The sequence below is a fragment of the Pseudonocardia xinjiangensis genome, assembly GCF_050948425.1.
In the GTDB taxonomy this organism is placed as follows: Bacteria; Actinomycetota; Actinomycetes; order Mycobacteriales; family Pseudonocardiaceae; genus Pseudonocardia; species Pseudonocardia xinjiangensis.
On the sequence record NZ_CP192009.1, the window covers coordinates 1686752 to 1710000 of the forward strand.

The window sequence follows — 23249 nt, forward strand, 5'->3', positions numbered from 1 at the left end:
GTCAGCCTCCGGCGGAGGGTAGGACGGGCGGGGGGCGACGGTAGGCGTGTGCGGTGCGGCGCTGGCGGCGGGTGTGGACCTGTTCCAGGACGATGGCCAGCAGGATCAGGGGGATGCCGACGGCGCCGAGGAGGTTGAGCGGGGGCAGGCTGAGCTCGTTGGGTCCGGCCTGGCCGACCTGGCCGCGGACGGCTTCGAGGGCGTGTACGCGGGAGGCGGTGAGCAGGAAGGGGCTGCCCTCGGCGGCGTTGATGCCCAGGGCGGTGGTGGCCACGTCGACGTTGTCGGCGTGTACGAGTTGGGCCGAGCGGGAGCGGATGCCTTCCTGGGCGTGGTCGATGACGGTGCCGGAGATGGTGGTGGCGGCGCCGACGTCGATGCCGGTGGTGCCGCCGGTGATGTGGCCGCCGATGATGCGGGTGTCGGGGCTGAAGGTCCGCACGGTGTCGAAGGCGACGCCCTCGGCGACGAGGTCCTGCACGAGCACGCCGGTGGTGTCTGGGGTGGCGACGATGCCGTCGTGGCCGCCGCGCAGTCTCAGCCCGGTCACCGTGACGGTCCTGGCGCCGCGTTCGATGCGCACCCCGGTGGCGGAGTCGCTGACCTGCACGCCGGTGACGGTGACGTCCTGGCCGCCGACGGAGACCCCGGCCACCCGGGCGCCCTGGAACGTGGAGTCGCGCAGCGCCAGGCCCTGGGTGCTCTTCTCGACCACCAGTCCTCGCCGGCCCCTCGTCACCGTCATGTGGTCGAGGGTCAGGTTTGCGCTGTTGACGTGGGTGAACACGCCGATCGACTGGTCGGTGGCGCTGAAGCCGGTGACCACCACCTCCTTCGAGCGGCTCAGGCGCAGCCCGCCCGACCTGTCGGAGGCGGTGGCGACCCCGATGACCTGGATACCGGTCTGGCCGATGATGGCCAGGCCGAACACCCCGTTGTGCGCTGTGGAGACACCGGTGATGGGCCGGTCCGTGCTCTCCCCGGTGACGATCATCCCGTTGCCGGCGTTCCGTTCGGCGCGGATGTCGTTCATGGTCGTGCCGCGGTCGCCGCGCAGGACGATCCCGTCCGAGGTGGAGTCGCTGACCGTGAGCTGGTCGAGGTGCACGGCGTCGGAGCGGGACAGTTCGAGTCCGGTGCTGTTGCGCGCCAAGGTGGTGCGGACCAGTGCGCCGGTGCTGGCGGGGTTGAACGCCACGGCGGCGTGGCCGTTGGTGGTGTCGAGGTCGGGGGTGCCCAGGTCGGTGATGGTGGTGTCGGTGGCATCCAGGCGCCCGTGGCCGGTGACGACGATCGAGGGGCGCCCGGGGGACGGGGGCAAGGGCTGGCCGGTGGCCGGGTCGGCTGAGGTGATGGTGAGCCCGCGCAGGCTCAGGCGGCCGCCGCCGGTGTAGAGGGACGCGGTGTCGGTGGTGCTGGGACCGCCGGCGAGGGCGAGGGTGCGGATCCCGGAGGCGTCCCCGGCGATGTCCATCGTGGTGCCGGGGGTGAGGATCACCGTGGCGTCCAGGAGCGCCGTGTCGGCGGTCTGGCGCAGCCAGGTCGGGGGCAGGGACCGGTCGAGCAGGGGCAGGGTGACCAGGCCGGGACGCAGCGGGACCTGCTGGGTGAGCCGCCCGTCGGCCACCACGTCGACCCGGGCGGTGCGCACGATCGCCATCCGGCTCGGCCGGCCCCGTTCTTCCCAGGCCAACCGGATCTTGTCGCTCGCCGCCGCGTTCCGGCCGGCGGCCCGGGCCGCCGCGGCCTGCTGCCGGGACCGTTCGGCTGCGCGGTCACGGGCCTGTCGCGCGGCGTCCTGGGGCGCCGAGCGCTGCACGGGTCGGACCGGCCGGGCCGCCGGGCGCTCTCCCGCGACGTTCCGCCGCGGGGCTGCCGCGGGAGGGGCGGGGGCGGGCGGCGGGACGGCGACGACCCGGGGTGCGGGCTGTGGCTGTGGCTGGGGTTCGGGCTCGGAGGCGGGGGCGGGGGCGGGCGGGGACTGGCGCGTCGGCTGCGGCTGAGGCACGGCCCGGGGCAGGCGCTGTTGCTGCGGCTGTGGTTGCGGTTGCGCCTGGGTCGGGGGTTGGCGCAGGGGTGCGGGCTCTCGCCGGGGCTCGGGCTCAGGTTCGGGCTCGGGCTGTTCCGGCGCCGGCGATGACTGGGCGGGGAACGCCAGGGCGGCGGAGATGCCGGTGCCGGCGGCTGCCGGCGGGGCAGGCAGCATGACGGTGGCAGTGGTGAGGGCGGCGGCCAGGAGCAGCAGCCGCGTGCAGGTGCGTCTCATGCGGAGATTTCCTCCGGTGTGGACTGGTCGCCGTCAATGCTGGTCCGCACGACCACACCGTTCTCCACAGCCACCTCACGCGTGAGCCAACGCTGCTTCCGGATCGTGCACAACGCCTGAATCTTGATCAACGCCATCAACCACGACACCACCACATAACCCGGAATATAGAAAAACGACGACGGCCGCCGCCGCAGATGCGGCAACAACTTCGCCGACCGGCTGAGCTGCCACCACAACGCCAACACCACCACGAACACCCAATGCCCCGCCACGATCGACGACACCATGAACGCCAACCCCAGCAACAACGTGAAACACGCCACCGCCTTGTCGATCATCGTGTACGCCAGGAACGGATGCCGCCACACCCACCGCCGCGACAACGCCCGCAGATCCGACCGCCACGTGTTCCGCGCCCACCGCAACCGCTGCCGGCAGAACACCCGCCACCCGTCCGGGAACGTCGACCACACCTCCGCACTCCGCTGCATGTACGTCCCATGCCCACGCTCCAAGATCAACGTGGTCAACCGCTTGTCATCCCCCGACAGACACGGCACCCCCCAGAACGTCTCATGCATGAACTCGTCCTCGACCTCCACCAACAACGCCCGCCGATACACCGCCGTGCGCCCCGACAGACACGACACCGCCTGCCCCAACAAACTCTGACTCGCGTTCTCATCGAAATACCGATGATCCAGGAACATGTCCGTGATCCGCGCCAGAAACCCCGACGACCCGTACACACTCTGCCGCGTCCCGACCCCCCCGATCCGCGGATCAGCAAACGGCTGACACACCTGCGCCGCCACATCCGGCGCCCAGATCGTGTCCGAATCCACCAACGCCACCAACTCGCTGCTCGCCGCCCGCCACCCCCGCCGCAACGCATCCCGCTTCCCCGGCACCTCGGTCACCACCACCGTCACCGGATACCGGCCCGCGATCTCCCGACACACCACATCCGAGGCATCGATCACCAAAATGACCTCGACAACACCCTCATTCGCCAACCACGACTCCACCGCCGCGGTGAACACCACCGGATCCTCCTGATACACCGGCACCACCACACTCACCGGCAACCGGAAATCATTCACCACCGGCCGATACAACACCGCCGGCACCCGCCGCACCAACCAGCACGACCACCGCACCAAACCCAGCACCCCCAACGGAGTGCCCAACACGTAGTAATAAAGCGGCAGACTCATGCCCGCCCGGCACCCCCCACCGCCTCCCGGCCCACCACACCCTCCACCTCACGACGCATCACCGCCGCCAACCGCTCATTCGTCGCCACCACCGCCCGCAACAACGGCATATCCACCCCCACCCCCGCCGCGAACCCCACAAACCCACACGTGTCCTTCGGCAGACACGCCCCCCCATACGGCGCCCCACCCCGAATCCCGTACTCCGGGTTGAACGACCCCTCCGCCGACCGCGCCACCGTCGCCGCCACCGGATCCAACGACACCCCCACCTCCCGCGCCACCAACCACATCTCGTTCCAAAAACTGATCTTCGTCGCATTGAAGATGTTGTGCGCACACTTCACGAACTCCGCCTCAGCCGGCGAGTCGAACGTCCGCAACTCCCCACCGAACGACGCCAACAACCCCACCAACCCCGCCACCGTCTCCGGATCACGCGACCCCACCACCGTCATCCACGGCGACCGGAAATCCTCCTCAGCCGACGCCGCCCGCAAAAACTCCGGATTCGCCGCCAACCCGAACCCCACCCCCGCCACCCGACCCGAACACCGCTCCAACACCGACCGCACCAACCCCTCGGTGGTGCCCGGCGGAACCGTCGACCGCACCACAACCGTGTGGCGACCAGGAGAGTCCGCCAACGCCTGCCCCACCGACGTCGTCCCCGCCGTGAACGCCCGCAGGTCGTACTCCCACCCCACATTCGGCGTGGGCAACGTCAAGAACACGAACGAGTCCAGCTCGTCACGGAGATCCAACTCCGCACGCGCATCCAACCCGTACACCGACCTCAGCTCATCCAACCGGGAAGTGTCCGTGTCGATGAAGGTCACGTCGTGACCGGCGGCCAGGAAACCTCTTCCTGTCGCCACCCCGACCACGCCTGAACCGACGATGAAGATCCGCGACGCCTGCATCTGATGTGCGCCCTTCCAATTGGACGGTAAATCCGGTCCGACGGGCCGGACCGAGTATCGCAGACGGTAAATCGCCGGTTACCCACGGCAGTTGTGACGATGGGTCACGGCAGTGATGATCGCGGCGGAGTTAAATCGCCATGAATTGCCAGCTCGCGGGCCGGTTCGCGGCCGTCCATCCGGGCCGCCGCCACAGTTCCGGCCGACTGTCAATCCCGCCGATAGTGGCAACCGGTGCGATTCTGACCACAATCAAGTGCACACGATTTAGTGAGCGGACACCCCTGACCGGGCGGCGCGGCTTCTTTCCGTCACCGCAATCCGGCGACGGTTCCCCGATCGGTCACTCGTCCGTGGCGCCCGCAGGTGGATCGGTCCCGGGCTCCGGTCGGTTCATCAGGTGTGCGTGACCTGCAGGGAGTAGATGACCACCTCGCCGACGGCATCGGGGTCGTCACCCTTGTCCGGGTTGGACTGCAGGTAGCTGCCGGCCTTGAAGTACCAGCCGGACCCGCTCTCCGGGATCTCGGCTCTGAGCCGGCCGTTGTAGTAGACCTGCACGCGGCTCCCGGCTGCCACGATCCGGAGGTCGTACGGGGTGCCCAGGCGGTAGGCCGGGTCGATCACCACCTCGCGGTCCCCGTCCTGGTACTCGACGAGCAACCGCTCGCCCTCCAGGCGCACCAGCATCACGTCGTCGTCGGCGTCGTGGATCTGGGCCGCCACGAGGTGCGGTCTCACCTGGGGCAGGCGGGTGATGGCCTGCCGGACGCAGAGGGTGTGGGTGCCGCTGCGGTTGGACCAGCCGGCCTTCCGGTCCCCGGTCATCTCCCGCAGTTCGGAGCGCGGATAGCTGCTGCCCGACGTGGTCACCCCGCCCGCGTTGGCCCTGAAGACCACCCCGTCCCCGGTGCTGTTCGGGTAGAAGTGCGAACCCAGGTAGGTGGTGAGCCTCGGCTGGTAGATGTCGTCCGGATCGCGTTCCTCTCCGGTGGGGAGGGTCAGGTACCAGTTCGACAGGTCGAGCACCTCGCCCGGATACCGGCCGCGCACCGGGTATGCGGGCGCCTGCGGGGCCGGTGCCGGAGCGGGGAGTACGACGGGAGGTACCGCCGGGAGCACGACGAGAGGTATCGCGGGGAGTACGACGGGGGGTACGACCACGGGTGCGGGCGGCGGAGTCGTGGTCGGGTTCGTGAACCAGCCGGCGGGCGGGAAGGCCGGTGGCCCGGCACACCCGGTCGTCGGGACGGTGACCGGCACGACGACCAGGGTCAGTGCCGCGAGTGCCGGCATGACCCTGGCGATGACCTGCTCGACGTTCACCTGGTGCGCTCCCGGTCCGCCGGCGACGACGTGAGCACCGCTGGTCGCGGTTGCGCCTGCGGTGCACGCCGAATCGGAGGCTAGAGCGCCGTCGCTGCCCGGGCGCGGGCACCGCGCCTCCCGGATGGGTGGCCGGACTGTTCGTCGGTGTGAACTCGGCGGTACGGGTAGCGTGCTCCGGGTGACGGGCCGCGAACTCGTCGTGCTGGGCACCGCGAGCCAGGCGCCGACGCGGCACCGCAACCACAACGGCTATCTGCTGCGCTGGGACGGCGACGGGTTCCTGTTCGACCCCGGCGAGGGCACCCAGCGGCAACTGCTGCTCGCCGGCGTGGCGAGCAGTGCCATCAGCCGGCTGTGTGTCACCCACTTCCACGGCGACCACTGCCTCGGCGTGCCGGGTGTCGTGCAACGGCTCTCGCTGGACCGCGTGGCGCATCCGGTGCACGCGCACTTCCCGGCGTCCGGGCGGCCCTACTTCGAGCGGCTGCGCCACGCCAGCGTCTTCCACGACGTCGCCGACCTGCGGGAGGAGCCGATCGAGCGGGACGGCACGGTGGCGGTCACCGCGAACTGGACGTTGGAGGCACGCCGGCTGGACCACGGGGTGGAGGCGTTCGGCTACCGGCTCGTCGAGCCGGACGGGCGACGGTTCCTGCCCGACCGGCTGGCCCGGTACGGCATCGCAGGTCAGGACGTGGGCCGCCTCCAGCGCGCCGGGTTCCTCGAGGTGGACGGGCGCACGGTCGGGCTGGAGGAGGTCAGCGTCCCCCGGCGTGGACAGCGTTTCGCGTTCGTCATGGACACCCGCCTGTGCGACGCGGTGCACGCGCTCGCCGACGGGGTGGACATGCTCGTGATCGAGTCGACCTTCCTCGAGGAGGACGCCGCGCTCGCCGCCTCGTACGGTCATCTCACGGCGCGCCACGCCGGAGCGGTGGCCGCCGCGGGCGGGGTGCGCCGGCTCGTGCTCACCCACTTCTCCCAGCGCTACCCGGACCTGGCGCGGTTCCACGCGGAGGCCGCCGCGGAGTTCGACGGGGAGATCGTGGTGGCGCAGGACCTCATGCGCGTCCCGGTCCCGCCACGACGGCCGATCTGAGCTCCTGGTCAGCGCTGCGGGCTGAGGCCGGCCACGGCCAGCCGGAACAGGCGGTCCGCCCGGCCGCCGGGGTCGGGGTGGTGCTCCGTGGCCAGGACGATGCCGACGGCCAGGGTGATCAGGTCCGTGACGGTGACGCCGGTCGCCACCGCGCCGTCCTGCACGGCGCGGCGCAGCAGCGGGCCCGCTGCCTCTTCCAGCGCGGCCGAGCAGGCGTTCTCGTGCACCGGGTCGGCCGCGGTGCCGTCGTAGGCCAGCGCGGCCGCCAGCCCGCGGGCGGAGACGCAGTACGCGACGACGTCCCCCAGCCATTCCAGGAGCGCGTCGCGGCTGTCGCCCGCGCCGGTCAGCTCGTGGGCGCGGACGCGCAGGGCCTCGATCCGTTCCCGGGAGACCGCCTCCAGCAGCGCGCGGCGGGTGGGGAAGTGCCGGCGGACGGTCGCCGAACCGACTCCCGCGGTGCGGGCGATCTGTTCCAGCGAGGCGCCTGCGCCGTGGGCGGCGACCTCCTCCTCGGCCACGGAGAGGATGCGCGCGTAGTTGCGCCGGGCGTCGGCGCGCTGGCGGTCGGGCATGCGTCATCTCCGAGCTTGCGTAAGTGGCGGGCCCCGCCATATCGTACCGGAGCCGAAACGGCGGGCCCCGCCGTTTAACTGGCCGAGTATTCGAGGAGCGCCATGTCCACAGGTTCCGCACCCGTCCTCGTCACCGGCGCCACCGGCAGGCAGGGCGGTGCCACCGCCCGTGCCCTGCTGGCGGCAGGCGTTCCGGTCCGCGCCCTGGTGCGCGACCGGACCACCGGCCGGGCCAAGGCCGTCGAGGCGCTCGGCGCCGAACTGGTCACCGGCGACCTGCACGACCGCGACTCCGTGATCCGGGCCGCCGAGGGCGCCCGGGCCGTCTTCTCCGTGCAGATGCCCGCCATGAGCGCAGCGGGCTTCGACTTCGCGGGGGAGGTCGCCCAGGGCGTCAACCTCGTCGAGGGAGCGAGGGCCGCCGGGGTGCCGCAGTTCGTGCACACGTCCGTCACCGGCGCCGGACAGCACACGGAAGCTCCAGGGTGGGCCGACGGCCGTTGGGCGTCGATGGAACCCACCCTGGGTGCCAAGAGCGCGATCCAGGACCGGGTCCGTGCAGCCGGCTTCCCCCGCTGGACGCTGCTCAAGCCGGGCTTCTTCATGGAGAACTTCCTCCCGTCCATGGCGTTCCTGTTCCCGCGCGGCATCGAGGGCGGCCTGGTGAGCGTTCTGCGCCCCGAGACCCGGCTGTCTCTGGTCGCCGTCGACGACATCGGGAGGGCGGCGGCCGCGGCCTTCGCCGCGCCGGAGCGGTTCCACGGGGTCGAGCTCGAGCTGGCGAGCGACTACCTCTCGATGACGGAGATCGCCGAGACTCTCACCCGCGCCACGGGCACGCCCCTGGCCGCGCCGGACATGACCGAGGAGGAGGCACTCGCCGCCGGGATGCCGGCGATGGGCGCCACGCACGAGTGGCTGAACGTGGCAGGCCAGCCGGGCCGCCCGCAGTACGCGAGGGACCTCGGCATCCCGCTCACCAGCTTCGACGCCTGGGCGCAGGAGCACATGCCGGCCGCGGCCTGACCCGGCTCCGGCAGCGCCCTTCCCTAGCCGTCGCCTGCGGGAGCGAGCCGGCCTTTCAACGCGTCCACCAGCTGGTTCTGGAGATCGTCGGGAAGTGCGGCGTCCTGCCGTAGATATCCGTTGACGGCGGCACGGAACACTTCGCTGAACCGCGCGTAGTGGGGTTGGGCGGGTCGCAGCTCGGCACTGCTGATCGCCTCCTCCAGCGTGGCGATGTACGGGTAGCGGTCGCGGACGGCCTGGTCGAAGTAGACGACCTGGCGCGTGGCGGGCAGTCCGCCACGCTCGAACAGGATCTGCTGGCTGCGCTCACCGGTGAGGAACTCGATCAGAGCCTGCGCGGCACGGGGACGGGTGGAGTCGGCGGACACGGCGAGATTCTGCCCCCCGAGCACACCTGCGCCACCGGGCAGCGGAGCGACGCCGAACGTCACCGCCGGTGTGCCCTCCAGACCCTGGGGGAGTGACCGGACGGCCACGGGCCAGTTGCGCATGAACAACGCCCGGCCCGACTGGAAGAGCCGGATGCTGCTCGTCTCGTCGAGCTCGGGGATCCCGGCAGGCGCGATCACCCGCAGGCGTTCGACGGCCGTCGCGATCGCGGCCCGCTGGTTCTCCACGACGAGGTTCCCGTCCTCGTCGACGACCGACCCCCCGGCGCCCCGGATGGCCTCGAGCGCGGTGACGGTGAGGCCTTCGTAGTCGGCCAGCTGACCGGCGTAGCCGTCGACGTCGTTACCACTGCGCGCCCGCATCTCCTGGACCTTGTCCTCGAGCTCGTCCCACGTGCGCGGCGGCTCGTCGAGGAGGTCGGACCGGTAGTACAGCAGCCCCACGTCGGTGTTGAAGGGCAGTGCCCACAGCTTGCCGTCGTAGCGGCAGGTGGCCAGTGGCCCGGCGAGGAAACCGCTCGTGGAGACCCGCGACTCGTCGAGGCTGCGGATGTAGCCGGCGTCGGCGAACTCGGCGGTCCAGGTGACGTCGAGGTTGAACACATCGACCTCGCCCCGCCCGGACTGCGCCCGCGCCAGCATCTCGCTGCGCGCGGCGTCGGCGATCGGGGACGCCTCGACGATGCGGGCGGGGCTCCGCGGATGGAGCTGGTTCCACTGGCTGATCAGCTTCTGGCGTTGACCGCCGATGCTGTCGTCGCGCCCGGAGAGGACGACGATCGGACCGTCCTCGAGATCATCCGGGTTGGAGACGAGCCCCGTGATCGTCGTGGTGAGGAGTACGGCGACGATGCCGACGACGACGCCGGCGGACGACCAGGCGAGCGGGTGCCACCGGGGTGAGCGAGCCATCAGCGGCCACCCCACAGCCCGGCGATGGCCGTGCGCAGCACCGTGCTGAGGTTCGACAGGTCGGCGTCGCGGCACTCCCCGGCCGTTGCGGTGGTGATCGCGACGAGACCCGGGTCGGAGCAGCGGATCTCGCCGATGGTGACGACGACGAGCCGGACCCCGCTGCCTGCGAGCGACGCGCTGACGGCATCGGCGGTGAGGCCGCTGCTGGTGTCCTCACCGTCGGTCAGGACCACGACCGCGTCCACGCGGCCCGGATCCGCGGGACCGAGGGCTGCGGCACCCTCGGTCATGGTGCGGAAGAGCGGGGTGTTCCCCGCGGGTCGCACTCCGGCGAGCGCCTGGCGGGCGGCGGCCAGCCGGTCCGGCCCGGACGACCCCAGCGGCACCGCCTCCACGTGGCCGGTGCCCGGTGCGTCGGGGAAGAACCAGAGGCCGAACTCGTCGCCGGGGCCCATGCCGCCCAGCGCGGCCAGTACGGCGGCCACGGCGAAGTCCGCTCGTCTCCCCTCCGGGGCCTCCGTGGCCATCGACCCGGAGGTGTCCAGGGCGAAGAGCACACGGCCGCGGCGCTGGGCGACGTCGTGCGCCGCAGCCGTGCTGCCCCACTGACCCGGAGGGATCGGCTCCGTGGCCGGCACGGCGCCCGGGTCGATGCCGACCGTGGTGAGCGTGGGCCCGACGGTGTACGGGCCGACCGGGCGCAACCCGGTGCCCACGATCGCTTCCCGGCCGGGATCGCTGCGCAGCCACGCGCCGAACCGGGCGGCGGCCTGCTCCTGCGGCGGGTCGCTCCACGCGAGGCGCACGAACTGGTGGTCGAGGGCCCGGGTGTCCGTCGGGTACAGCGCCGTGAGCCGCCCCGGCCGGTCGGTGCCGGACAGGCACGAGCTGCCGAGCGGCTCGCCCAGGTTGAACCGCACGATCTGCTGCTCGGATGCGATGACGGCGGCCTGCGCCCCGAGTGTCCGATGGCGGCACAGGAGCCCGGGGGTGTCGGTGAGCGGGAAGCCGCCCCTGTCGAGGGCCGCCGCGATGCGGTGCTCGACCTCGGCCGGAGGGAGCTGTTGCGGGCTCGCCGCGCCGTCCTGACCGGGCACGCCGTACAGCAGCGCCGTGGCGAGGAGGCCGAGCTGGGTGGAGTCGGGGTCGGCACGGACGACGTCGACGTCCTCGTCGGTGAGCCTGCGGTACAGGTCGGCCCACCGGCTGTGCTCGTTCTTCTCCCGGGCCGCCACGGCGTCGGGAACAGCGAGGACCACGGGCGACACGGCGACGGGCGTGACCTCGGCGATCGCCGAGCCCTGGGCGGTCGGCTGTGGCAGGTCGGCGAGCTCATGGCTGGTGGCGGCCAGCCAGACGTCGGGCTGCGGCCCGATGTCGCGCAGCGCGGTGGACTCGTCCAGCCATCCCGTCCCCTTCGCGACCCGCTCGCGGATCTCGTCGCCGGCTGCGGAGTAGACGTAGACGTCGACGGTGGGGCAGTGGTGGTTGTCGGTGGCCGTCCACTGCTCGTAGGAGTCGGCGAGCCCGCGGGCGGTGGTGGCGGTCTCCGGATCGGCGACCATGCGGAGCTGCGTGACCGGTGCGCAGCCGGCGATGCCCATCGAGACGCCGCGGGCGAGGTCCCAGGCCGGCGGGACACCGAGCGCGAGCGCCACGGCGAGCCCGACGGCCACCCCGACGGCCACCCTCCTGCGCTGCAGCCAGCGCAGGAGCAAGGTCGGACGACCCTGCAACCGGAGCCGCGCCACCTCGTGCCAGCCCGCGTAGGTGGTGAGGAAGGCGGTGAGGGACGCACCGGCGACGATCTGGATCCAGTGCTGGGCTGTCTCGGGAGGGTTGGGCGTGATCGCCACGAGGACGATGCCGAGCACCGCGAGGACGAACCCCACCGCCCGCCATGGTGCGGTCGGGCGCGGCAGGGGGTCGCCGGGTGGGGAGCCGTCGCCGGTTTCGGACACGCGACGGAGCCCCCTCCCGCTTACGCCCTTGTAGACGACCGGAGTGGTGAGATCCGGTCGATCAGTGACACACCGTACGCAACCCGTCCGACAGGAACGACCCCTGTCCGGATCGGGGTCCGTCCGTCGAGGTTCTTGTCGGTGCCATCCTGTCAGGTTAACCTGACAGGATGGTGGGAGGCAGGGACCCGTGGCCGGACGGCCGGGACGCGTGGGGCCGACTCGACGGCTGGGACCATGGAGGTCGCGACGCCGAGGGCGCGGCTGCGGGAGACGCGGCCCTGGACGCGTTGTCGGACATCGGGGTGGTGCGCCGGCTGCTCGATCAGACGGAGCTGGCTGCGGTGAAGGCGGCACGCTCGAACGGGAAGTCCTGGGCCGAGATCGCGACGATGCTGGGGATGACGCGGCAGTCCGCCTGGGAGCGCTGGCGTGATCTGGACGGAGACGAGCGCGCTGCTACGCGGCGGGGCGGCCCGGCGGCAGGCGATGAGCCGGAGTCCGGGCGTCCCCGCGCGGTGCACGAGCGGCTGGGCGAGGCAGCCCGGGGGATGGTGGGCGCGATGAGGGCGTCGGCCGTCGTCCCGGATGTGCTCGGTCTGTCGTGGGTGGCGGCGCGGCGGGCCCTCGAACTGGTCCACCTCGTCGCGGTCAGCTCCGACTCCGATCTCCTGCCGCTCCTCGACGGGGAGCTGTCGGGGTACGTGGTGGTGGAGCAGAAGCCGGTGGCCGGTACGCGGGTCCCGCCGCGCTCGCCCGTCACGCTGTGGGTGGAACGCGGACCGGGCTCCGCGGGTGTCCGCAGCCCGCTCCGACCGCCGCCACCTCCCCGGGCGATCAGTGGTGCGATCGACGAGACCACGGGCGAGAGCGTCCGCTGACGACGTGCGCGGTGATCAGTCCGTGGCGCCGAGTGTGGGCCACCCGTCGGCGGTCCAGTAGATCCCCTGCAGGGCCAGCCGCGGCCGCCCGCCGTCCGTAGCGTCGTAGTAGTGGAAGGCGAGTATCCCGCCGGACACCGACTGGCCGCCGGGTCCGACGCGGTCACCCACCGTCGAGACGACGGGGGTGCCGCCGCCTTCGAGCAGCCTGCGTCCGTCGCGGTCGACGTACGGGCCGGTCACCTGACGGGAGCGACCCACGACGACCCGGTAGTTGCTCTCCACGCCGCGGCAGCAGGTGTCGAGGGAGACGAACAGGTAGTACCAGCCGCCGTGACGCACCACGTACGGCGCCTCGATGGCGTTGGGTGGCTCCTGCCGGTCCGCCAACCGCAGCGGTTCGCCCGTGGCGGGGACCGGGAGACCGGACGGCCACTGCAACGGCACCATGCGGATCCCGCTCCAGTACGACCCGAACGCCATCCACGGCGTTCCCCAGTCGTCCTCCACGATTCCCGGGTCGATCGCGTTGAAGTCGTCCTCGGGCACCGACCGGACGACCGGTCCACGATCCACCCACCTGTAGTTCGGGTTCGCCGGGTCGAGCGTGGTGTTGGTGGCCAGCGCGATCACCGACCTGTTGGAGCCGAAGGTGGACGCCACGTAGTAGAGGTAGTAGATCCCGCGCTTCCGGTAGACCTCGGGCGCCCACAGGTTGTTCACGCCGGGTACGGCCTCGGTGAGCCACGCCGGAATCGCGTCCCAGATGGTTCCGGCGAAGACCCAGTCGCGCCCGTTGGCTGACGTGCGGATCTGGAGTGTCCCGCCCCGCACGGCCGGGTCGCCGGTGGAGAACACGTACCAGTTCTCGCCCGGCCCGCCGGCCACCAGCGCGGGATCGTGGGCGGCGAGGTCGCCCGTCAGCTGCGACGTGGTGTCCCCGGCTCCTGGGTCCTGCGCGGCGGCGGCCATCGCCGGTAGCGGGACCATCGTGGCCGCTGCCGCGGCGAACACGGCCGCGGCGACGGTCAGGAGGCGGGCAACTCGCACGGTCGTCTCCGTTCGGTGGGAGGGTCCGGGCTGCCGGACGGAGCGCTCAGCGTGGGAACCCATCGTGCGTCCCGGCGAGCGCACGTTGTAGTGACGGCGGACCGAACCCACCGCGGGGGTGACGCTCTCTACCCGTCCGGACGCCGGCGGTCCCGGTCCGTGTTCGTCACCGGCAGCCGGCGTTCGCACGCCCGGGGCGGGTCATCGTCCGTCCACGTCGATCGGGGCGATGCCGGGTGAACCCGCAGGCCGTCAGGAGCGGCGCTGCGGTGTTCCGCTCGGGGACCGCCGGAGCGTGAAGACCGCCACGCGCACGGCGAGCGCGTCGATCAGCAGCACACCGAGGCTCCACGGGTCGAACCCGCCGCCCGCGCCGGGTCCGGACACCGACAGCCACGTCACGACGAGCGCGCTCGCGACCCCCACCGCACCCGTGACCGCGCAGGCGAGCAGCCAGTGGTCCTCACGGTCCCCGCCGAACCGGGCCGCCCCGACGAGCAGGCCGACCAGCACGAGCGTGATCGCTGCGACGGCGAGCAGTCCGGAGAGGCCGGCGACGACGGCGGCCCCCGTGGTCAGCGCGAGGCCGCCGTGCGCCACCGCGGCGACGCCCAGGAGCGCCACCACGATGACGTGGCCTCGGGATGACCGTTGGGCGCTCACCCGGCGAGCCTATGCCCCGCGCACGACCGGGCCGGGACTCAGACCTACCGATCCACGATGGCGCGCGGAACGCCGCGATAGGGATCCTTGGCTCTTCGGCCAGGTTCGCTGCGGCGTCGAAGCCCACGAGTGTGGCGAGAATCGGTGCAGATGCAAGTCCGACTCAACCCACCGCGCATGCGGCGGGCCGAGCGTGGTCCGCGCCTTTTTCCTGTGCGAGATAGACGTACAGCCTGCCGTCCCGCTCCGCCGCGATGCGACACGTCGGGTCCCAGCCGTGAACGGCGTGGATGTCCGTGCCGGGAGGCAGGAAGCCGGTGTCGCCGTCCCTCGGCGGCCCCGGGTCCGTACGGGTGCGCTCGTTGAAGGCACTCAGCGAACATCGCGACTCGGCGACCACCTCGCCCAGATCGGCGCGGCTGACCGGGGGAGTGGGAGTGAAGCCGGCCAGGTACTCGCGGCCGTCGAGGCGGATGAAGTCCACGTAGTCGATGATGACCGCGCGCGTCTGCCCCTGTGTTGCGGTCGGCGTGGTGACGTCCGGACACCCATCGACCGGTGCGGAGGTCGTCGTCACCGGTGGGCGGACGGGCGGTTCACTCGCTGCCGGCGGAGCCGTCGAGCACCCGATCGGGAGCGTTGCGACCGACGCGATGACCAGTGCCGAGCATGTCGCTCGAACCACGCCTGCACAGGCGACCCGCATCGGCTCTCCTCCGGACCGGCCCGGTTGCCGGCGTACGTTCCAGGTCAGCGTGCTGTGTCGGAGCGGAGTTGGGCCGCGATGGCCGCGCGGTCGATCAGGGACGATACCGCCGCGATGCGACCGTCACGGAACCGGTAGAAGACGTGCTCCGCGAAGTGGACCCGCCTGCCGTTCGGTGGGAAGCCGAGGAACTCGTGCTCCGGCGTGCAGTCGAAGACGAGGCGGCAGGCCACCTCGTCGCCGTTGACGACGACGATCCGTGCGTCGAAGAAGAGGTCGGGGACCGCGGTGATGTCGGCGGCGATCATGTCCCGGTACTGCCGGCGCGTCATCGTCTCGCCGTTGTACGACAGCTCGTCCTGCACGTAGTCGACGAGGTCATCGAGGCGTCGCCCGTTGAGAGCCTCGAGGTACGCGCGATAGCGGGTCTCGAGATCGGCGTTCGTCATGTCTCGACCTCCATACGCGTGCTACCCGCGTCCTGCCGGACGCGAACTGCCCTTCGTACGACCGACGCCCCGGTCCACCGCGGGTGCGGCGGATCGGGGCGTCGTCGGACGGAGCGACTACCGCAGGTCGTACCGGTCCAGGTTCATGACCTTGTCCCAGGCCTTGACGAAGTCGCGGACGAACTTCTCCTTGGCGTCGTCGGCGGAGTACACCTCGACGATGCCGCGCAGGATCGAGTTCGAGCCGAAGACCAGGTCGACCGCGGTGGCGGTGCGCACCACGTTGCCCTGAGCGTCGCGGGCCTCGTAGACGCCCTCCTGGTCGACCGAGGTGCTCCAGTCGACGCCGAGGTCGAGCAGGTTGCGGAAGAAGTCCTGCGACAGGACCCCCGGCCGGTCGGTGAAGACGCCGTGCTGCGCGCCGCCGGTGTTGGCGCCCAGGACCCGCAGGCCCCCGACCAGGAGGGTCAGCTCCTTGGCGGTGAGCTCGAGCATGTAGGCGCGGTCGATCAGCAGCGTCTCCGGCTCCAGCTTCACGTCCGGGGCGATCCAGTTGCGGAACCCGTCGGCGCGCGGCTCCAGGTACTGGAACGTCTCGACGTCCGTCTGCTCCTGAGACGCATCGGTGCGGCCGAGTGCGACCGGGACGGTGACGTCCACGCCCGCGTCCGCGGCGGCCTTCTCGACGGCGGCGGCACCGGCCAGCACGATCGTGTCCGCGATCGAGACGGGCTTGCCGAACGCCGCGCGGACCTCCTCGAGCTTGGCGATGACCTCCTGCGTGCCGGCGTTGACCGCCCAGCTCGCCTGCGGCTCGAGGCGCAGCCGGCCGCCGTTCGCGCCACCGCGCTTGTCGGTGCCGCGGTAGGACGCGGCGGCCGACCATGCGGTGTGCACGAGCTGCGAGACCGACAGGCCGGAAGCGAGGATCTGCTTCTTGAGCTCGGCGGCGTCGGACTCCGAGAGGAGCTCGTGGGAGACCGGGGGGACCGGGTCCTGCCAGAGCAGCTCCTCCTGCGGCACCCACGGGCCGAGGTAACGCGAGACCGGGCCCATGTCGCGGTGCAGCAGCTTGAACCAGGCCCGGCGGTAGGCCTCGGCGAACTCCTCCGGGTTGTCCCGGAACCGCTCGGAGATCCGGCGGTACTCCGGGTCGGCGAGCAGCGACAGGTCACTCGTCGCCATCATCGGCGGGTTCTTCTTGCCCTCGATGTGCGCGTCGGGCACGAGCTCCTGGCCCTCGGCCTCCTTGGGCTTCCACTGCTTGGCGCCCGCGGGGCTGTGGGTGAGCTCCCACTCGAAGCCGAACAGCGTGTCCCAGAAGCTGTTGTCCCACTTCGTGGGGGTCGGGGTCCAGGCGCCCTCGAGGCCGCTGGTGATGGTGTCCGCACCCTTGCCGGTGCCGTACTGGTTCTTCCATCCGAGCCCGCCGGAGAACACCGGGCAGCCCTCGGGCTCCGGGCCGACGAGGTCCGGGTTGCCGGCGCCGTGCGCCTTGCCGAAGGTGTGGCCACCGGCGATGAGGGCGACGGTCTCCTCGTCGTTCATCGCCATCCGGCCGAAGGTCACGCGGATGTCGTGGGCCGTGGCGACCGGGTCGGCCTCGCCCTTCGCGCCCTCCGGGTTGACGTAGATCAGACCCATGGTGACGGCGCCGAGTGCGCCCTCGAGCTCCAGCGGGGTGTCGCCGCTGTAGCGCTCGTCGCCGAGCCAGGTGTCCTCCGGACCCCAGAAGACCTCCTCCGGCTGCCAGGTGTCCTCGCGGCCGAAGGCGAACCCGAAGGTCTGGAAGCCCATGTCCTCGTGGGCCACGTTGCCGGCGAGCACCAGCAGGTCGGCCCAGGACAGGCTGCGGCCGTACTTCTGCTTGACCGGCAGCAGCAGGCGGCGGGCCTTGTCGAGGTTGCCGTTGTCCGGCCAGCTGTTGAGCGGCGCGAAGCGCTGGGCGCCGGAGCCGCCACCGCCGCGGCCGTCGACCTGGCGGTAGGTGCCGGCGGCGTGCCACGACATGCGGATGAACAGCGGGCCGTAGTGACCCCAGTCGGCGGGCCACCAGTCCTGCGAGGTGCGCATGACCTGGACGATGTCGGCCTTGACCGCCTCGAAGTCCAGCTGGGAGACGGCCTGCTTGTAGTCGAAGTCGTCGCCGAGCGGGTCGGAGTCGCGCGAGGTCTTGTTGAGGACGGTCAGGTCGACCTGGTTCGGCCACCAGTCGCGGTTGCTCCGCGGCCGGGACTCCGGGTGGAAGGTGGGACCGGCGAGGGCCGGGTTCTCGCTCTCGCTCCTGCTCGCGGTGTCGTCGGTGCCCTGCGGGCTCGCGGACGAGTCGCGGGGCTTCGGGTCGGCCGTGGCCGGGTTCTCGCTCTCGGGGGGCACGTCAGTCCTTCCTCGGTGGGATGCCGGTCCTGGAGGGCGGCCGGCCTAGTGGTGGGGTGCATCCGGTCCGGGGCCGCCGCGCTCAGCGACCCGCGGGCGGAGACTGGCAGGCGGGGCAGAGGCCCCAGTACACGACCTCGGCCTCGTCGATGGTGAAGCCGGAGTCGCTGGATGCGGTCAGACACGGGGTCTCACCGATGGCGCAGTCGACGTCGCTCACCGCGCCGCAGGAGCGGCACACGAGGTGGTGGTGGTTGTCGCCCACCCGCGCCTCGTAACGCGCGACCGAACCCGCCGGCTGGAAGCGGCGGACCAGGCCCGCGTCGGTGAGGGCGCGCAGGACGTCGTAGACGGCCTGGTGCGACACCGACCCGAGCCTCGCCCGGGTCGCCGTGAGCAGGGTCTCGGTGTCTGCGTGCGGGTGGTCGTGCACTGCCGACAGCACGGCCTTGCGCGGCGCGGTGATGCGTAGCGAGGCGTCGCGCAGGAGACGCTCGACCTGCGGGTGGTTCTGCACGACACGCATTTCAGCACGAAGACCTGACTGGATCAAGTCCAGAAAAGCATCGTGCGGGAAAACTTCTCACGGACGGTCCGGTGTGCGGGCCGAACCCGGCCATCGCTCTGACATGGCGCCCCCGGCAGGACTCGAACCTGCGACCTAGAGATTAGAAGGCTCTTGCTCTATCCAGCTGAGCTACGAGGGCCGGGGCGGTCGTCCCGACCGCCACGATGAGCGTAGCGGGGTGTCGTGCCCGCGCGCCGGAGGCCACGCGTTGATCATGCAGGGCCCGGTCGTTCGCCGGCGCGGTGAACGCGCGCGTGCTGCACGTCGTGCGTGAGGTCGACGCCCGGTCCGCCCGGACGGTCTGAAGGGAAGGAAGCACGATGGCGACCATCACCGAGGATCTCGTCCTCCTCCTGCTGGATCCGGGGTCGGGACGCGCGATCGTCGACAGCACGTCTCTCGACCGCGCCGTCGGCGGCGCACTCCTGCTCGACCTGTCGACGCGCGACCGGCTCACCGCCGACGAGACGGGCGCCAGGGCCTGGCTCACCGTCGCCGACTCCTCCACCACCGGGGACCCGCTGCTCGACACCGCACTGGCCCGGCTGGAGGGGCGGCACCCGCTCCGCGCCCAGAAGGCGGTGGAACGGCTGGCGCGCAAGACCCGGGAACCGGTGCTGCAGCGGCTGGTCGAGCGCGGGCTGGTGCGGCGCGACCGTGGCCGGATCCTCGGTGTCTTCCCCGTCACCACCTGGCCCGCCGCCGACGCCGGACCGGTCACCGAGCTCCGCAGGAGGATCGCCGAGGTACTGCGGGACGGTGCCCCGCCCGATCAGCACACCGCCCTGTTGATCTCCCTGGTGCATGCCGTCAAGGCCGAGCACAAGCTGGTGGACGGGCCGCGCCGGCAGCTCAGGGCCCGCGCGGACCAGGTCGCGCAGGGCGACTGGGCCGGTCCGGCGGTGCGCAAGGCCGTACAGGCGGTGCAGACCAGCGTGGCGGTGGCCGTGGCCGCCTCGGCGTCGGCGGCGGGGGCGAGCGGTAGCTCCTGAGCATTACGAGGGCCCGCAGCCGCGGGCCACTCGTCGATCGTGGACGGCGCGCGACGTGCCGTTCAGGTCATCCGGCGCACGCGGGCGTGCCGCTCGAGGATCGACTCGTACCTAGCGTGAGAGGGTGAGCGCCATGTCACCGACGCTGCGCTCCGCGGCAGGCTCCGACGTCGGGCGCCGAAGGTCGATGAACCAGGACTCGGCGGCCATCAGCCCCCGGCTGCTCGCCGTGGCGGACGGGATGGGCGGTCACGCCCACGGGGAGGTGGCCAGCTCGGTCGCCGTCTCCGCGCTCCTCGACCTGGACGCCCGACTCCGCGGCATGGACCTCGACGAGGTCGACCTGCTGGCCGCGCTCGACGAGGCCATCGCCGATGCGGCCGCCCGGCTCACCGAACTGAGCGAACACAACCCCGAACTGCGGGGCACCGGCACCACCGTCGTCGCCTTCCTGGTGCACGGCACGCGGATCGGTGTGGCACACATCGGCGACTCGCGGGCCTACCTCCTGCGCGACGGCGAGCTGCACCGGCTCACCCGCGACCACACCCTCGTCCAGAGCCTGCTCGACGAAGGGCGCATCTCCCCGGAGGAGGCGGCCACCCATCCCCGCCGGTCCTGGCTGATCCGCACCCTGCAGGAGGGCACCCCGGCCGAACCGGACCTGTTCCCCGTCGACGGCCTCATCGGCGACCGGTACCTGGTCTGTTCGGACGGGGTCACGGCCGTGCTCGGGGATTCGCAGCTCAAGGAGGTCCTCGCGGAGATCGAGGAACCGGTCGACGTGGTCGCCCGGCTCATCGAGCTCGCCAACGAGGGCGGCGGACCGGACAACATCACCTGCGTCGTCGCCGACCTCGTGGACGAGACCCCACAACCCGACGACGCCCCGGTGGTGGTGGGCGCCGCCCACTCCCACGACGCCTGACCCCGGCTCCGGTCAGCGGCGCGCCACGAGCCGTCGCAGGGGCAGGGGCAGCGTGCGGCCCGGTCCGGCCCGGCGCGCCAGCCGCGCAGCAGCGCGCGCCCGGACGGCGTCGGGCAGGTCCGGCGGCCACAGCCCGGCGCGGGGGAGATCCGCCACCAGGGCGTGCGCGGCGTCCGCGTCGGGGAGCGGGAGGGTGAAGCACACCCGGTCGTCGCTGAGCACGGCGTAGTCGGCAGCGGCGAGCAGCCATCCCGTCCGGTCGAGGGCGGAGCGGTGCAGCCAGCCGGAGCGGTGCACGGCGGAGAGCAGCGGCGCGAGCCGCAGCTCAGCGGCCGACCCCGGCACCGCCGACGGAACCAGGATCACGAGCGTGCCGCTGGGCCGCAGCACCCGCCGGACCTCGGCGAAGAGCCGGTCCAGGTCGGGTAGCCGGGGGAGGGCGAGCATCAGCGCGACACCGTCCACCGCATGCGAGCGCAGCGGGATCGCGTCGGCTGCGCCGCGCAGCACGGGCCGCCTCCCCCCGAGAGGCGCACGCGGGTCGACGCCGAGCCAGCGGCCGGTGGGAAGCGCGTCGGCCAGCGGGCCGGAGCCGCAGCACAGGTCGAGGACCCGCTCGGCGGTGAGCAGGGGCGCCGCCGCCCACGGCACGGGCTTGCTGCCGTGTGGACCCTCAGCGGCCCGCAGCACCCGCTCGGTGACATCGCCGCCGTCCACGAGCCTCGCCCCGTCCGTCACGCGCGCAGTGTGGCAGCACCGGTTCCGGCGTCCCGACCGTCGGGCACGATCAGACACAACGGGCATAGCCTGAGCACATGGCGCACGCGACAGTCGAGCCCGCCGCCCCGCCACCGCAGACCAAGCCGCCGTCCGGCGTGGCCGGCGTCGTTGCGCTCGGGACGGCAGTTGCGGTTCTGGTGGCGGGAGGCCTGACGGCCCTCACCAACGCTCGGCCGGTGACCTCGCTGGGGCTCCCCGACCCGGGGACGATGACCACCGTCGGCCTCCCCGCCGTCCGGGCGGCCACCGAGGTCTGCATGGTCCTGACGATCGGTGCGCTCCTGCTCGCGGCGTTCCTCGTCGCCCCGCAGCGGGGCGGCTACCTCGACGTGGCCGGGTACCGGGCGCTGCGCGCGGCCTCGTGGTCCGCGGCCGGCTGGACGGCAGGCGCCATCCTGATGGTGCCGCTGAGCGTGGCCGACGCGCTCGGCCGACCTGCCGGCGACGTGCTCGACCCCGGGCTGCTGCTCGACCTGGTTCCCCGCCTGTCGGACGCCTCGGCGTGGTCGCTCACCGCTCTCGTGGCGATCGTCGTGCTCGCCGGCTGCCGCACCGTCCTGACCTGGGGCTGGAGTGCGGTGCTCTTCGGGATGGCCCTGCTCGGCCCCCTGCCGGTCGCGTTGACCGGGCACTCGGCGGGAGGCGGCGCGCACGACCTCGCGAGCGACAGCCTGGTGCTGCACGTCCTCGCCGCCTCCCTGTGGGTGGGCGGGCTGGTGGCGGTGATCGGCGTGGCCACCATGCGCGGTCCCGATCGCTCCGCTGCCCTGGCGACGGCCGTGCCGCGGTTCTCCCGGCTGGCGCTGGTCTGCTGGCTCGTACTCGCCGCCACCGGGGTGGTGAACGCGCTCGTCCGGATCCCGTTCAGCGCACTCGTCGGCTCCGGGTACGGGGCGCTCGTGTTCGCGAAGGCGGCCGCACTGATCCTGCTCGGCGCGCTGGGGGCAGCCCATCGACGGTCGTCGGTCGGGCCGGCGTCCCGGGGTGAGACCCGAGCCCTGCTCCGCCTCGGGGGCGTCGAGGTGCTGCTGATGCTCGGGACGATCGGGCTCGCGGTGGCACTCGGGCGGAGCGCTCCGCCGGACACCGGTGCCGTGCCGTCCCGCACCGAGGCGGTGATCGGGTACGACCTCGCCGGACCACCGACGTTCGGGCGGCTGGCGTTGGACTGGCGGTTCGACCTGGTCTTCGGCACGGCCGCGATAGTGCTGGCCCTGACCTACCTGCTGGGTGTGCACAGGCTCCGCAGGCGGGGGGACGCGTGGGGCGCCGGCCGCACGGCGGCCTGGCTCGTGGGCTGTGCGGCGCTGCTGGTGGCCACCAGCTCGGGGATCGGCCGCTTCGCTCCGGCGATGTTCAGCGTGCACATGGGTCAGCACATGATCCTCGGGATGCTCGTCCCGATCCTGCTCGTGCTGGGCGCCCCGGTGACGCTCGCGCTGCGGGCACTGCCGCCGTCCGGCCGGGCCGGGCCGCCCGGCCCGCGCGAGTGGTTGCTCGCGGCGGTGCATTCGCCGGTCGCCCGCTGGCTGACGCACCCGCTGGTGGCATTGGCGCTGTTCGTGGGGAGCTACTACGTCCTGTACTTCTCCGGACTGTTCCCGGCCGCCCTGCCCGAGCACTGGGCGCACAAGCTGATGAACCTGCACTTCCTGCTGGTCGGAGCGATCTTCTTCTGGCCGATCGTCGGTGTCGATCCCGCGCCTCGCCGCCTGCCGCCCGCCGCGCGGATGGGCTTGGTCTTCGCGTCCGTGCCGTTCCACGCGTTCTTCGGCCTGGCGGTGATGAGCGCGAATACGGCGCTGGGAGGGGACTACTACCGCGGCCTCGCCCTGCCCTGGGTGCCGGATCCGCTCGTCGACCAGCACCTGGGTGGCGGTCTCGCCTGGGCCGCGGGAGAGGTGCCGCTGCTGCTCGTGGTGATCGCGCTGCTCATCCAGTGGTCGCGCCAGGACGAACGGTCGGCGCGGCGCGATGATCGCCGGGCCGATGCCGACGGCGGTGCCGACCTCGAGGCCTACAACGCCATGCTGCGCCGTCTGGCGACGGCAGGGGCGCCACTCGTCGCGGAAAGCGACGAAAACGACTATGGCCGGGGTCACACGAAAGAGGTAGGGCCGAACGCCTCGGACGAGCCGGCCGGGTTGAGT

Annotated in this window: 20 protein-coding genes and 1 tRNA gene (1 of these 21 cut by a window edge); 6 read left to right on the forward strand and 15 right to left on the reverse strand. The window is 72.0% G+C overall.

What is annotated here, in order from left to right:
* Position 1: 1 nt before the first annotated feature.
* The 4 genes from ACQPZA_RS08055 to ACQPZA_RS08070 form a co-directional block, all read right to left on the reverse strand.
* On the reverse strand, positions 2-2266 hold the full coding sequence (locus ACQPZA_RS08055; protein ID WP_433279659.1) for a right-handed parallel beta-helix repeat-containing protein: 2265 nt from the start codon (positions 2264-2266) through the stop codon (positions 2-4).
* Positions 2263-3486, reverse strand: coding sequence for a glycosyltransferase (locus ACQPZA_RS08060; RefSeq protein ID WP_169400643.1), 1224 nt, complete (start codon positions 3484-3486; stop codon positions 2263-2265). Before ACQPZA_RS08060 ends, ACQPZA_RS08055 begins: the two co-directional genes overlap by 4 nt.
* Positions 3483-4325, reverse strand: a complete 843-nt coding sequence (locus tag ACQPZA_RS08065; protein ID WP_433279660.1) for a hypothetical protein — start codon at positions 4323-4325, stop codon at positions 3483-3485. The genes ACQPZA_RS08060 and ACQPZA_RS08065 overlap by 4 nt, the downstream gene beginning before the upstream one ends.
* Before the next feature lie 480 nt (positions 4326-4805).
* Positions 4806-5735 carry a polysaccharide lyase family 7 protein gene (locus tag ACQPZA_RS08070; protein WP_433279661.1) on the reverse strand — a complete coding sequence of 310 codons (930 nt, stop codon included), beginning with the start codon at positions 5733-5735 and terminating at the stop codon, positions 4806-4808.
* Positions 5736-5916: 181 nt separating this feature from the next.
* On the opposite strand from ACQPZA_RS08070, the gene ACQPZA_RS08075 reads away from it, so the two are divergent.
* Positions 5917-6837, forward strand: a complete 921-nt coding sequence (locus ACQPZA_RS08075; RefSeq protein ID WP_433279662.1) for a ribonuclease Z — start codon at positions 5917-5919, stop codon at positions 6835-6837.
* 8 nt (positions 6838-6845) lie between these two features.
* Here the strand turns inward: ACQPZA_RS08075 and ACQPZA_RS08080 are convergent, their stop codons facing one another.
* A complete protein-coding gene (locus ACQPZA_RS08080) occupies positions 6846-7412 on the reverse strand; it encodes a TetR/AcrR family transcriptional regulator (protein WP_433279663.1) in 567 nt (188 codons plus the stop codon).
* 102 nt (positions 7413-7514) lie between these two features.
* Here ACQPZA_RS08080 and ACQPZA_RS08085 point away from each other — a divergent pair, with 102 nt between their 5' ends.
* Positions 7515-8438 (forward strand): NmrA family NAD(P)-binding protein, encoded by a 924-nt coding sequence (locus ACQPZA_RS08085; RefSeq protein WP_433279664.1) that lies wholly within the window; start codon positions 7515-7517, stop codon positions 8436-8438.
* A gap of 23 nt (positions 8439-8461) precedes the next feature.
* On the opposite strand, the gene ACQPZA_RS08090 is transcribed toward ACQPZA_RS08085, so the two are convergent.
* Positions 8462-9742, reverse strand: coding sequence for an ABC transporter substrate-binding protein (locus ACQPZA_RS08090; RefSeq protein WP_433279665.1), 1281 nt, complete (start codon positions 9740-9742; stop codon positions 8462-8464).
* Positions 9742-11706 carry a substrate-binding domain-containing protein gene (locus tag ACQPZA_RS08095; RefSeq protein WP_433279666.1) on the reverse strand — a complete coding sequence of 655 codons (1965 nt, stop codon included), beginning with the start codon at positions 11704-11706 and terminating at the stop codon, positions 9742-9744. The genes ACQPZA_RS08090 and ACQPZA_RS08095 overlap by 1 nt, the downstream gene beginning before the upstream one ends.
* A gap of 170 nt (positions 11707-11876) precedes the next feature.
* Between ACQPZA_RS08095 and ACQPZA_RS08100 the strand changes: the two genes are divergently transcribed.
* Positions 11877-12587, forward strand: coding sequence for a PASTA domain-containing protein (locus ACQPZA_RS08100; RefSeq protein ID WP_433279667.1), 711 nt, complete (start codon positions 11877-11879; stop codon positions 12585-12587).
* 15 nt (positions 12588-12602) lie between these two features.
* On the opposite strand, the gene ACQPZA_RS08105 is transcribed toward ACQPZA_RS08100, so the two are convergent.
* The 7 genes from ACQPZA_RS08105 to ACQPZA_RS08135 all read right to left on the reverse strand — a co-directional run bounded on the left by ACQPZA_RS08105 (position 12603) and on the right by ACQPZA_RS08135 (position 18538).
* Entirely contained in the window at positions 12603-13637 is a 1035-nt protein-coding gene (locus tag ACQPZA_RS08105; protein ID WP_433279668.1) for an arabinan endo-1,5-alpha-L-arabinosidase, read from the reverse strand.
* A 252-nt stretch (positions 13638-13889) separates the two neighbouring features.
* Positions 13890-14300 carry a hypothetical protein gene (locus ACQPZA_RS08110; RefSeq protein WP_433279669.1) on the reverse strand — a complete coding sequence of 137 codons (411 nt, stop codon included), beginning with the start codon at positions 14298-14300 and terminating at the stop codon, positions 13890-13892.
* A gap of 163 nt (positions 14301-14463) precedes the next feature.
* Positions 14464-14877: a hypothetical protein gene (locus ACQPZA_RS08115; protein ID WP_433279670.1), complete on the reverse strand. Its 414-nt coding sequence runs from the start codon at positions 14875-14877 to the stop codon at positions 14464-14466.
* Between the two features lie 173 nt (positions 14878-15050).
* Positions 15051-15455 carry an ester cyclase gene (locus ACQPZA_RS08120; protein ID WP_433279671.1) on the reverse strand — a complete coding sequence of 135 codons (405 nt, stop codon included), beginning with the start codon at positions 15453-15455 and terminating at the stop codon, positions 15051-15053.
* A gap of 117 nt (positions 15456-15572) precedes the next feature.
* On the reverse strand, positions 15573-17831 hold the full coding sequence (gene katG / locus ACQPZA_RS08125) for a catalase/peroxidase HPI (protein WP_433279672.1): 2259 nt from the start codon (positions 17829-17831) through the stop codon (positions 15573-15575).
* An 82-nt stretch (positions 17832-17913) separates the two neighbouring features.
* Positions 17914-18357 (reverse strand): Fur family transcriptional regulator, encoded by a 444-nt coding sequence (locus tag ACQPZA_RS08130; RefSeq protein WP_433279673.1) that lies wholly within the window; start codon positions 18355-18357, stop codon positions 17914-17916.
* A 104-nt stretch (positions 18358-18461) separates the two neighbouring features.
* Positions 18462-18538: transfer RNA gene (locus tag ACQPZA_RS08135), tRNA-Arg, on the reverse strand.
* A gap of 181 nt (positions 18539-18719) precedes the next feature.
* On the opposite strand from ACQPZA_RS08135, the gene ACQPZA_RS08140 reads away from it, so the two are divergent.
* Together ACQPZA_RS08140 and ACQPZA_RS08145 are read left to right on the forward strand one after the other, a co-directional pair.
* Complete coding sequence (locus ACQPZA_RS08140) at positions 18720-19391, forward strand: GOLPH3/VPS74 family protein (RefSeq protein ID WP_433279674.1); 672 nt, start codon at positions 18720-18722, stop codon at positions 19389-19391.
* Positions 19392-19524: 133 nt separating this feature from the next.
* Positions 19525-20319, forward strand: a complete 795-nt coding sequence (locus tag ACQPZA_RS08145) for a PP2C family protein-serine/threonine phosphatase (RefSeq protein ID WP_433282715.1) — start codon at positions 19525-19527, stop codon at positions 20317-20319.
* Positions 20320-20331: 12 nt separating this feature from the next.
* Here ACQPZA_RS08145 and ACQPZA_RS08150 read toward each other — a convergent pair whose 3' ends face one another.
* Entirely contained in the window at positions 20332-21057 is a 726-nt protein-coding gene (locus ACQPZA_RS08150) for a class I SAM-dependent methyltransferase (protein WP_433279675.1), read from the reverse strand.
* 77 nt (positions 21058-21134) lie between these two features.
* Here ACQPZA_RS08150 and ACQPZA_RS08155 point away from each other — a divergent pair, with 77 nt between their 5' ends.
* On the forward strand, positions 21135-23249 hold the 5' portion of the coding sequence (locus ACQPZA_RS08155) for a cytochrome c oxidase assembly protein (RefSeq protein WP_433279676.1). It continues 84 nt past the right edge of the window; 2115 of the gene's 2199 nt are visible here — the first part of the coding sequence; it begins with the start codon at positions 21135-21137; the stop codon falls past the right edge of the window.

What these genes read in the sequence shown, in the direction of transcription:
- ACQPZA_RS08085 (WP_433279664.1), top strand. Translation starts at nt 7,515, where the DNA reads ATGTCCACAGGTTCCGCACCCGTCCTCGTCACCGGCGCCACCGGCAGG.
- ACQPZA_RS08130 (WP_433279673.1), bottom strand. Translation starts at nt 18,357, where the DNA reads ATGCGTGTCGTGCAGAACCACCCGCAGGTCGAGCGTCTCCTGCGCGAC.
- ACQPZA_RS08060 (WP_169400643.1), bottom strand. Translation starts at nt 3,486, where the DNA reads ATGAGTCTGCCGCTTTATTACTACGTGTTGGGCACTCCGTTGGGGGTG.
- ACQPZA_RS08120 (WP_433279671.1), bottom strand. Translation starts at nt 15,455, where the DNA reads ATGACGAACGCCGATCTCGAGACCCGCTATCGCGCGTACCTCGAGGCT.
- ACQPZA_RS08090 (WP_433279665.1), bottom strand. Translation starts at nt 9,742, where the DNA reads ATGGCTCGCTCACCCCGGTGGCACCCGCTCGCCTGGTCGTCCGCCGGC.
- ACQPZA_RS08140 (WP_433279674.1), top strand. Translation starts at nt 18,720, where the DNA reads ATGGCGACCATCACCGAGGATCTCGTCCTCCTCCTGCTGGATCCGGGG.
- ACQPZA_RS08145 (WP_433282715.1), top strand. Translation starts at nt 19,525, where the DNA reads ATGTCACCGACGCTGCGCTCCGCGGCAGGCTCCGACGTCGGGCGCCGA.
- ACQPZA_RS08080 (WP_433279663.1), bottom strand. Translation starts at nt 7,412, where the DNA reads ATGCCCGACCGCCAGCGCGCCGACGCCCGGCGCAACTACGCGCGCATC.
- ACQPZA_RS08055 (WP_433279659.1), bottom strand. Translation starts at nt 2,266, where the DNA reads ATGAGACGCACCTGCACGCGGCTGCTGCTCCTGGCCGCCGCCCTCACC.
- ACQPZA_RS08100 (WP_433279667.1), top strand. Translation starts at nt 11,877, where the DNA reads ATGGTGGGAGGCAGGGACCCGTGGCCGGACGGCCGGGACGCGTGGGGC.